This window comes from uncultured Phenylobacterium sp. (assembly GCF_902826855.1).
Taxonomy (GTDB): Bacteria; Pseudomonadota; Alphaproteobacteria; order Caulobacterales; family Caulobacteraceae; genus Phenylobacterium.
The window spans coordinates 26,572-35,395 of the sequence record NZ_CADEGK010000016.1 but is presented as its reverse complement, the minus strand read 5'-3'; the positions used below and the strand labels follow the sequence as shown (position 1 = coordinate 35,395).

Annotated in this window: 8 protein-coding genes; 6 read left to right on the top strand and 2 right to left on the bottom strand. The window is 69.3% G+C overall.

From position 1 onward, the window contains the following. The 4 genes from QZV94_RS04320 to QZV94_RS04305 all read left to right on the top strand — a co-directional run. On the top strand, window positions 1-674 hold a 674-nt coding region (locus tag QZV94_RS04320), incomplete at its 5' end, for a lipoyl synthase (protein WP_293676574.1). Between the two features lie 7 nt (window positions 675-681). Further along, window positions 682-1,140: a type II toxin-antitoxin system RatA family toxin gene (locus tag QZV94_RS04315; RefSeq protein ID WP_293676573.1), complete on the top strand. Its 459-nt coding sequence runs from the start codon at window positions 682-684 to the stop codon at window positions 1,138-1,140. Continuing rightward, complete coding sequence (locus QZV94_RS04310) at window positions 1,137-2,384, top strand: hypothetical protein (protein ID WP_293676572.1); 1,248 nt, start codon at window positions 1,137-1,139, stop codon at window positions 2,382-2,384. Before QZV94_RS04315 ends, QZV94_RS04310 begins: the two co-directional genes overlap by 4 nt. Window positions 2,385-2,584: 200 nt before the next feature. Next, complete coding sequence (locus QZV94_RS04305; RefSeq protein WP_293676571.1) at window positions 2,585-3,670, top strand: hypothetical protein; 1,086 nt, start codon at window positions 2,585-2,587, stop codon at window positions 3,668-3,670. A 10-nt stretch (window positions 3,671-3,680) separates the two neighbouring features. On the opposite strand, the gene QZV94_RS04300 is transcribed toward QZV94_RS04305, so the two are convergent. After that, complete coding sequence (locus QZV94_RS04300) at window positions 3,681-4,178, bottom strand: CinA family protein (RefSeq protein WP_293676570.1); 498 nt, start codon at window positions 4,176-4,178, stop codon at window positions 3,681-3,683. Between the two features lie 78 nt (window positions 4,179-4,256). Here QZV94_RS04300 and QZV94_RS04295 point away from each other — a divergent pair, with 78 nt between their 5' ends. Continuing rightward, a complete protein-coding gene (locus QZV94_RS04295; RefSeq protein WP_293676569.1) occupies window positions 4,257-6,560 on the top strand; it encodes a spermidine synthase in 2,304 nt (767 codons plus the stop codon). On the opposite strand, the gene QZV94_RS04290 is transcribed toward QZV94_RS04295, so the two are convergent. Continuing rightward, a complete protein-coding gene (locus QZV94_RS04290) occupies window positions 6,557-7,702 on the bottom strand; it encodes a bifunctional 2-C-methyl-D-erythritol 4-phosphate cytidylyltransferase/2-C-methyl-D-erythritol 2,4-cyclodiphosphate synthase (protein ID WP_293676568.1) in 1,146 nt (381 codons plus the stop codon). The genes QZV94_RS04295 and QZV94_RS04290 overlap by 4 nt on opposite strands. Before the next feature lie 98 nt (window positions 7,703-7,800). On the opposite strand from QZV94_RS04290, the gene dusB reads away from it, so the two are divergent. Next, window positions 7,801-8,808 carry a tRNA dihydrouridine synthase DusB gene (gene dusB, locus QZV94_RS04285; protein WP_293676567.1) on the top strand — a complete coding sequence of 336 codons (1,008 nt, stop codon included), beginning with the start codon at window positions 7,801-7,803 and terminating at the stop codon, window positions 8,806-8,808. Window positions 8,809-8,824: the final 16 nt, after the last annotated feature.

Genomic DNA, 8,824 nt, shown 5'->3' with positions numbered 1-8,824 from the left:
GCAAGCCCGATCCGCTGGACCCCACCGAGCCCGCTCGGGTCGCCGACGCGGTGGCCAAGATGGGCCTGAAGCACGTGGTCATCACCTCGGTGGACCGCGACGACCTGGGCGATGGCGGGGCAGGGCACTTCGCCGCGGTCGTGCGGGCCATCCGCGCGGTGTCGCCGGAGACGACGGTGGAGATCCTGACGCCGGACTTCTTGGGCAGGCCGCTCGCGGACGTGTTCGGCCTCATCGACGCCAGGCCCGACGTCTTCAACCACAACCTCGAGACCGTGCCGCGGCTCTACCTCTCCATCCGACCGGGCGCGCGCTACTACAATTCGCTGCGGCTGCTCGAGCGCGTGAAGGAACGCGACGCCACCCAGTTCACCAAGTCCGGGATCATGGTGGGCCTGGGCGAGGCCAAGGAGGAGGTGATGCAGGTCATGGACGACATGCGCTCCGCGGGCGTCGACTTCATCACCATCGGCCAGTACCTGCAGCCGACCCGCAAGCACGCGCCCATCGACCGCTTCGTCCACCCCGACGAGTTCGCCGCTTATGAGGAGATCGCGCGGGCCAAGGGGTTCCTGATGGTGGCGTCGAGCCCGCTCACCCGCTCATCGCATCACGCCGGCGAGGACTTCGCCCGGCTGCAGGCGGCCCGGCGCGAGCGCGAGACGGCGGCCTAAGCCTCCCTTGCAGCACCACGTCACCCGGCTCCTGCCCTACACGCCGGACCAGCTCTTCCAGCTGATCGGCGACGTGGAGCGCTATCCGGACTTCGTGCCGTGGATCACGTCCATGCGAACCTGGAACGCCCGGGCGGCGGGCGAGGGCGTCGATGCCCTGGATGCAGAGGCCGGCGTGGGCTTCTCGTTCCTCAAGGAGCGGTTCTCCACCCGTGTGCGGCGCGACGCCGTCAACCGGCAGATCGACGTCGGCCTCATCTCCGGCCCGTTCCGCAGGCTCACCAACCGCTGGCGCTTCGTTCCTGAGGGCGCGGGGACGCGCGTTGAGTTCGACATCGACTTCCAGTTCAAGTCACGGCTCCTGGAGGCCCTGCTCGCGGCCAACTTCCACCACGCCGTGGAGCGCCTGATGACTTGTTTCGAGGATCGGGCGAAGGCGCTCTATGGCCCGGGGCCCGGGTCATGACGGGGCTGCGCCGGCTGTGGGGGAAGGTCGCCGCCGTGCTGCTGGCGGCGTTCGCCATGGGTGCAACGGCCGCGCCGCCACCCAAGGCGGTGCTCACGATCGTGCAGGAAGGCAACAGCCTGCTGGCCGGGCAGACCATGGGCGTTCACGCCTGGATCGAGAACCCCGGCGACGCCGAGCTGAAGGATGTCCAGATCAGGCTGGCCGGCCCGCAATTCCTCATGCTGGGCCGCATGAGCGGCGACCCCGCCCGATGCGCGGCCGCCGGACACGCGGCTGTCACTGTCGCCGGGTCCCTGCCGGCGCACACCGCGGCGCCGGTCGCACTCTGCGTGCAGGCCAGGCAGAGCGTCGAGGAAAGGGACGTCAACGTCGGCTCCGTCCTCACCTACAGCATCGGAACGCCCTCCCGACCGTCAGCGGTGATCGTGGAAAAGAAGCTGAGCGTCGGCCTCCTGGGGACCGACACCGTCGCCGGGATTTCGCTGCGGCTCACCAGCTTCTTCCTGCCCGGGGCGCTGCTCTTGATGCTGCTGACGCTTGCCAAGTTTCCCTACGTCGACCGCCTCAGCGGCACGAACGCCGCCATCGCGTCGATCCTCATCTCGATCGGGCTCTCCCTCATGGTCGGCTGGCTGGCGGCCAACCGCTGGGTGGCGGGCCTTGCCCAGGAGACCGGTGTCAGCATGGGGGCGCTGGTGACCGCGATCTTGCTGGCGGTTGGACTGGCCATGGTGATGATCGTCGGGAACCTGTTGGTGATGAAGGCGCGCGCCCTGGCGCTGCAATCGAAGTCGGCGGCCCAACGGGCCCTCATCGTCACGGAGGGCGATGACGAGCGTCAGATGCTGATCCGCGCGCTGCAGACGGCCGGGGATGACCTGGACCCGGTCACGGTGACAGCGGGCGCGGTGACCTACGTGGGCGCGGCCGCCGCTCGCACTGCGTCCGGCGGTGTTGTCGTCCTGGGCTGGTATCAACTCGAGGCGCAGGATCCGGCCCTGCGGGGGAGCCTTGCCGCGCTGATCTCGGAAGGGGATTACGTCGGAGCCTTGCGCCACCTCGGCCCGACGACCCTGGCCCCATCGAACACCCTGCGCGAGTTGGCCTCCGACGGCACGTGGCGGCCCAGCGCGGCGGGCAACGTCAAGCGCGTCGCGGCCAAGGAGGCGCCGGAGATCGCCAGGGGCGCGGTCGCAGGCCTGGGAATCACTGATCCACCGTTGGTCATCGGGCCGGCCTGAACCCGTGCCCGAAACAGCCACGCCGGCCTGACGGCCGGCGTGGGAAATCGTTTCTTTCATGATGGAGGACCCTCGCGGGTCTCCCGAGGCGGACGCTATCGCCATCCGCTTTTGCGACTCCAGGATTTCCGTGGACTTCAAGGACCCGCCTTCGCATTATCGGGCCGTCGTTCTTTGGGTCAAGCTGGCGGAGGCGCGTTGTGTTGCCCGACGCAGGCCGGCTGATCATTTCGGCCTTCGATACGCACCTTTGGCCGACACCGCTTTTGCAAGTGTCGGACCTCTCGCCCGACCTCGCCTTCCTGGCCTCGCCCGCCGAGTACCGCGCGATGCGTCAGGGCGCGGGGCCCAAGGACGGCGCGGCGCTGCGGCTGTTTCCCCTCGCAGGGGATCAGGTCCATGAGCATTTCTGGTGGCGCTATGTGCAAGCCTTGAAGCTGGCGACCGCCGGTTCGCCCGGTCCGCGGGAGTGGCTGGCGCCGCTTCGATGCCGGCCAAAGGCCCTCCCTGCGACGTTCCGGCTGGCGGGACACCCGGCGGTTAAAGCTCATCTCACGATCTGGCTGTGGCCCTTCGGCTGGTCCAGCCAGGTCGAGGTGCGGCTCGGCGGACCAATCGCCTTCGCACAGGTCCGGCAGGCGACCGCGGCGCTTTCGGGAGGTGGCGGCCAGCCGTTCGAGATCAACGGACAGCCGCTATCTCTGGTGGACCTGTTCGCGGCGATGGCGAAGGCGGTGAAAGCCGACGTGCCGGCGGCCGGATCGCAATCGATCGACGTCCTGCGGGTGCCGCGCCGGCTGGTGATCGGCTTCGTTGCGGCCCAAGGTCAGGCGTACAAGGGCTTCGAGGCGAGCCCGCCGCCTCTCCAGCCCCCCCTGATCCCAGACCGGTGGTCCGACAGCCAGCGCGCGCAGATCGCATCGGTCCTGGCCGGGAAGCCGCTGGCGCTGGCCGACATCAACGCGATCGATCTCGGGACAAGCCCCTTCTCGGTCATCCGCCTGGGCCGCGGCGACTATGCGCTGGCCCATCCGCAACACGGCGCCCTGCTGATGATGCGGCACCCCAGGGACTCCAATTGGAACCGGGGCAGCCAGTTCTGCCTCGTCAACAATGTGCGGGCGAGCCTGATCGCCTGGGCAGCCTTGAGCGGACTGGCGGCGGGGACGCCGGCTACACCGGACCACAAGGCGCTGATGACGGCCGGAAAGGCCGCGGCGGGGCGGCTGCGCGGCTACTACAACAACCCCGTCTTCCAGCGGCTATCGAACAACCTGGCGGCTTAGGTCTGGTCGATCAGTTCGAAACCAGGCGGTCGCGCATCATCTGCAGGGCGGCCTGCACGGCCGCGAGCTGGACGCCCTCGCGGGTTTCTTCCTCGAAGAAGTGTTCCTCGTGCACCAGCCGCTGGTTGGTGCGCGCCGTGGCGATATGGACGGTGCCTACCGGCTTCATCTTGGTGCCGCCGCCGGGGCCCGCGACGCCGGTGATCGCCACGGCGAGGTGAGCGTTGGAAGCCTCAAGGGCGCCTTCGGCCATCATCCGCGCCACCGGCTCGGAGACCGCGCCCAGGTCGGCGATCAGGTCGCCAGGCACACCCAGCAGCTCCTGTTTCGCGCGATTTGAATAGGTGACGAAGCCGCGCTCGAAGACGTCCGACGAGCCGGAGATCGAGCAGATGGCGCCCGCCACGAGGCCGCCGGTACAACTCTCGGCGGTTACGATTCGCAACGACCGTTCCCGCGCCTCGTCGATCAGCAGGCGGGCCAGGGTGACGATCTCCAGGTTGAACATGGGCGCGAGGTCTCTTTACGGCTGGGTTGGGACCACAGAGCATCGGCCGCACATTCCGATCAAGGCGATTCGAGCCCGATGAGTGACGCCGCCCGAAAAGTCGCCTCTGCCGGATCCTCCACCGGGAGCGTCCCGCCGGCCCTGTTTGCGATCACGGTCTTCTCCAGCGCGGCCCTGGTATTCCTGGTGCAGCCCATGGTGGCCAAGCTGGTGCTGCCACTGCTGGGCGGTAGCCCGTCGGTCTGGAACACCTCCCAGGCGTTCTTCCAGATCGCGCTGCTGGTCGGCTACGCCTACGCCCACGCCCTGCAGCGCATCCGCTCCGTACGCGGCCAGGCGATCACGCACATCGCCCTGCTGCTGACCGCTGCCATCGCCCTGCCGCTCAGGGTCAACAGCCTGGCCGGCCCGCCCTCGTCCGAGCATCCGAACCTTTGGCTGCTCAGTGTGCTCGCCCTGTCGATAGGCGCACCTTTCGCCGTCCTGTCCGCCACCGCGCCCCTGGTCCAGGCGTGGCACGCGCGCACCATCGGGGCGACGCAGGGCAAGGAGCCGTATGTCCTCTACGCCGCCAGCAACCTGGGCAGCCTGCTCGCGCTGCTCGCCTATCCGTTGATCGTGGAGCCCGCCTTAACCGTCGTATTTCAGCGTTATGGCTGGAGCACGGGCTATGGGGTCTTCATCCTGCTGATCGGGGCCCTGGCGCTCACCATTTCACGCGTCCACGCCGAGGCGGCGATGGAGGCCCCGCGGATGGCGGCTCCGCCCGGCGCCTGGCGCGAGCGCCTGGGGTGGGTGGCGCTTGCGGCCATTCCGTCCAGTCTGATGCTGGGGGTCACCGCCTACATCACCACCGACGTGGCCTCCGCGCCGTTCCTGTGGGTGCTGCCGCTCGCGCTGTACCTTGGCACCTTCGTCATCGCCTTCCAGGCGAAGCCGGCGATCTCGCCTGAGCTCACGCTGGCGCTGCAGGCCGCCGCCCTGGCGGCCTGTGTGGCCATGCTGCCGTTCCGGACCACGTTCTACGGCCTGCAGCTGTCCATCCACCTTGTCGCCTTCTTCCTCACCGCGCTGGTGTGCCACCAGCGCCTGGTGCAGGGGCGGCCGGATCCCCGGCGGCTGACCGAGTTCTATCTCTGCCTGTCGATCGGCGGGGTCGTGGGCGGCGGGTTCAACGCCTTCGTCGCCCCCGTGATCTTCAACGACGTGATCGAATATCCGATCGTCCTGGTCCTCGCCTGCCTCGCGCGCCCATGGGGCGACCTGCAGAGGGTCCCGATCTGGATATGGGCGATGTTCTTGCTCGGCGTCGCCGCCGCGACCCTGACGCCCGTGGCCGAGGCGTTCGTGGGGCCGAACCTGACCACCCGCTCCGTCGTCGGGACCTTCGATCAGGCCGAGCTGTTCGACACGGGGATGAAGGCTCTGCTGACGCTGGCAGTAGTCTGCGCGTTCGTCGTCCGCGGCCGGGCCCTGTTCTTCACCCTGATCATCGCCATCCTCTCCTACGCCGCCCAAACGGCGGCGGACCGGACGGATACGCTGCAAAGCTGGCGCAGCTTCTTCGGCGTTATGAAGCTCTCCCAAACGACGGTCCCAGCCCTGGGCGGCCAGGTGAAGATGCTGGCCCATGGCACGACCCTGCACGGCGCCCAGGCCCAGGCCGCCGGCATGCGCTGCCGTCCGCTGGTCTACTACGCGCCGAGCACGCCCATCGGGCAGGTATTCCGCGCCAAGCAGGCGCAGAGCCAGGCGCTGCGGATCGGCGCCGTCGGCCTCGGCACCGGTTCCGTGGCGGCCTATGTCCGGCCGGGCGACGCCCTGACCTTCTTCGAGATCGACCCGCTCGTGGTCCGCATCGCGAGCGATCCGGCGAACTTCAGCTACACGACCGAGTGCGCCAAGGGTCCGATCGACTACGTCATCGGCGACGCGAGGCTGACGGTGGCGCAGCAACCTGCGGACCAGTTCGACATCCTGTTGATCGACGCCTTCTCGTCGGACGCGGTGCCGGCCCACCTGCTCACCGTGGAGGCCGTCCGCGGCTACCTGACCAAGCTGAAGCCCGATGGCGTGCTGATCCTGCACCTTTCGAACCGCAACCTGGACCTGATGGGGCCCGCCCAGGCGGTGGCGCGCAAGGCGGGCGGATGGGCGCTGGCGCAGAATTACCGGCCCGGGCCGAAAGAGGACAAGAGTTGGGACTCTCCGGAAGACGCGGTGATCGTCGCCCGAAGTCACGGGGCGCTGGCGGGCTTCACCGCCTCGGGCAAGTGGCGCACGGTCAATCCGTTCCTCGCCCGCCCTTGGACCGACGACTACACCAACCTCGCCGGCGCCCTCTACCTCAACATGCAGGGCCGCTGGGCCTGGCTGCCCTAGAGCGGCGTCTCGACGGCGACGACGGCCTGGGCCATGAGGCCCTCCTCGCGGCCGGTGAACCCCATGCCCTCGGTGGTGGTCGCCTTGACCGAGACGCGGTCGACCGGAATGCCGAGCAATTCGGCGATACGGGCCCGCATGGCGTCGCGGTGGGGCCGGATCTTGGGGCGCTCGCAGATCAGCGTCAGGTCGGCGTTGAGGATCCGCCCGCCGCGGGCCGCCACACGCCGCACGGCGTGCGTCAGGAACTGATCTGACGAGGCGCCTCTCCACTGGGGATCGCTGGGCGGAAAGTGCTCGCCGATGTCGCCGTCGGCGATGGCGCCCAGCACCGCGTCGGTCAGGGCGTGCAGGCCGCAGTCGGCGTCGGAATGCCCGACCAACCCCAGATCGTGCTGGATGCGGATGCCGCCCAGCCAGACCACGTCGCCCGGTCCGAAGCGGTGGGCGTCGATGCCCTGGCCCATGCGCACGATCCGACGGCCCGCAGCCAGTTGCTCGGCCAGCAAGAAGTCTTCCGGCCAAGTCAGCTTCATCAGCATCGGGTCGCCGCGCGCCATGGCCACGTTGCCGCCCGCCCGCTCCATGACCGCCGCATCGTCCGTCGGTTCCTCGCCCGCGGGCCAGCGCCGGTAGGCGGCCTTCAGCTTGCCGAGTCGAAAGGCCTGCGGGGTCTGCGCGCGGTGCAGACCCTCACGCGAAACGGTCTCGTCCACCAGGCCCTCGCCGCGCTTCAAGGTGTCCGGCACGGGCAGCGTGGGGATGGCGCCATCCGCGAGGTCCAGGGCCGCGAGCAGGCGCTCGACGTGAGCGCGGGTGACGAAGGGCCGCGCGGCGTCATGGATCAGCACCGGCTGGGTGCGCGCCGCGGTAATCGCCGCCAGCCCCGCCTGCACCGATTCGGCGCGGGTCTTGCCGCCGGTGACTGCCTTCCAGCCGACGAGCCCCGCCAGCGCCTCGTCGGCTTGCGCCAGGCGATCGCGGGCGACGACCACGACCACTTCGCGCGCTCCCGCGGCCAGCAGTCCTTCCACCGACCAGCGCACGATCGGCCTTCCGCCAAGGTCGCGCCAGGCTTTGGGCTCGCCCGGCCCGGCGCGCAGGCCCTCGCCAGCCGCCACGATCACCGCGGAAAAACTCATGATGCGTTTCTAAGGAGCGCCGCCGTGGGACGCCAGCATTCAGGCTTTACTGCGCCGCAACATCTGCCTAAAAAGTCGGCGATGGACATGCGTACAAAATGAGCAATTCGCTCAAGCTCGGTCAAATGGTCGTCGGGGGCCGGGTCTGGATTGCGCCGATGACCGGCGTCTCTGACCTGCCATTCCGCCGGGCCGCAAGTCGCCTGGGGGCCAGCTACGTGGCCACCGAGATGGTCGCCTGCGCCGAGTTCGCCAAGGGCCGTCCCGATGTGGTGCGCCGCGCTGCGGTAGGCGAGGGGCTCCCGCTGATGGTCGTGCAGCTGGTCGGGCGCACGCCGGAGCATATAGCCAGCGGCGCCCGGCTGGCAGTCGCGGCCGGGGCGCAGATCATCGACCTCAACTTCGGCTGTCCCGCCAAGGAAGTCACGGGCGCGCTCGCTGGCTCGGCCCTGATGCGGGAACCTGAGCTGGCCGCGACCCTGATGGCCGCCGCGGTGGAGGCGGTGGACGTTCCGGTCACGGTGAAGATGCGCCTTGGGTGGGACGACGCCTCAAGGAACGCCCCGGAACTCGCCGCCCGCGCCGAGGCGCTCGGCATCCAGGCGGTGACGGTCCATGGCCGCACGCGATGCCAGTTCTACAAGGGCCAGGCGGACTGGGCGGCGGTGGCCTCGGTCAAGGCCGCGGTCTCGATTCCGGTGATCGTCAACGGCGACATTATCGACGGCGCGAGCGCGCGGGCCGCCCTGGCCGCTTCCGGAGCCGACGCGGTGATGGTGGGGCGCGGCGTCTACGGCAAACCCTGGATCGCCGCGCAGATCGAGGCGGAGCTAGACGGCCGGCCCTTCGCCGAGCCCGGAACGGAGACGCGGCTCGCGATCGCGCTGGCTCACTTCCGTGACAGCCTGGATTTCTACGGCGAGCGGCTGGGCCTGCGGATCTTCCGCAAGCACCTGGCCGCCTACATCGAAAGCGCCCCCTGGCCCGCCGACCCGCAGGCCCGGAGAGACGCACGCTCGGCGCTATGTCGCCTGGAGGACGCCCGATCGGTCGAGGACGGCCTGGCCGCCCTTTGGCGAACTCCAGATCACAGGCTTGCAGCATGAACGGCACGACCCGGAT